A 1,284-nucleotide genomic window follows, 5' to 3' on the forward strand; every position below is an offset into this window, starting at 1 on the left:
ACGGCAGGGAATGCGAACTTAATAATATCTGTTGCCTTTGGTGGCCCACTCTCCAAATTTATCCTTGAGCAAGCTGTCCCACTCCTTCTGATTTTTTGCATGCTTTATCACGTTGGTGCAATAAAGATCCCACCAAGTTCCCGCATCGTGTTCTTTAGTCAACAATGTTTTAAATTCTCCGGTTGTAACGGGGCTAACGACAACGTTTTGATGACGTAAACAGTGTTTGGCTATTGTTAATTGGCTCTGCTCTGAACATTCTCCCCAGAATTGACGAATATACTTACGGTACTCTCTAAGGTGAAAGAAACAAAGATCAGTTTTGTAACGTTGCATTTCAACCAGAGGCAGGTCACCTTTATTGCTTTGCGTAATTTCTCTACTTGCCTCAGGAATGGCCTTCAAGCAATGGTCATGCTCATCCGCGCTATTGGCATTGACGCCAAAGTCTATGTATTTATCATTGGATTCAGGGAACAGAACAAGGTTAATAACATTTAACATCAACGCCAAAACTGCTTCCCGGGAATAATCATTGTGCGCGACGCGATAGAGGGGAAATAATCTTTCAAATGGATTACCTGAATCCCGCTGATAATTTCCTTCTTCCAGGAAGGCGGTTCTGAACTCAAAATACAGATCTTTGAGATCTTTAATTTTGCGATCATAGAATTCCGGATTATTACAGACAAAATTTGTTGCATTGGTAATATTCTGAAATTCAATCCCAAACAGTCCACGAATAATTCCAGGTAGTTGCTGTGGATAAAAACTCTTGATTTCGTCAATATGTCGGATCAGAATTTTCCGACTTAAATTATCCAGCGGTGTTGAGCCGGAACGTAGATAATGACTTTTCCCCATCACCACCAGCCATTGTTGCAGACTGAACTCATTGTGCTGATTGACACACGACTGACGCAGGATTCGGGAAAGCTGGTGTGTGCTTTCAGATACCTGGTTACCCTCACCAATTTCGGGGCGGAAATGGGCATTGCCTAATATCGATGATGAAAACCGCTTACCTTCAAAAGAACAGCCGCTGAAAAAGCCATCTTCAACAATGGCACTGTTTAACTGTTCTGTATTGAATTTACACGTATGAAATGAAATGGATTGAAACACTGTCCCCTTCATTGAACAGCCGCTGAAATCAATCCCTTTTAAATTATGCGCCCGTCCTTTCAGCTTAAAACCATCAAGGGAATCCAGCTTTCCCTTCAACAGTTGTGGGTTTTGCTCAAACAACAACTGTATGCCCTCTTCACCACAAACCTTGACGAG

1 protein-coding gene is annotated in these 1,284 nt (G+C 42.1%); it reads right to left on the minus strand.

The genetic code is table 11. From position 1 onward, the window contains the following. Positions 1 to 18: 18 nt before the first annotated feature. Positions 19 to 1,251: a pentapeptide repeat-containing protein gene (locus tag KDK16_RS04470; protein ID WP_257274871.1), complete on the minus strand. Its 1,233-nt coding sequence runs from the start codon at positions 1,249 to 1,251 to the stop codon at positions 19 to 21. Between the last annotated feature and the right edge of the window lie 33 nt (positions 1,252 to 1,284).

It is taken from the genome of Endozoicomonas sp. SESOKO4 (genome assembly GCF_024606275.1).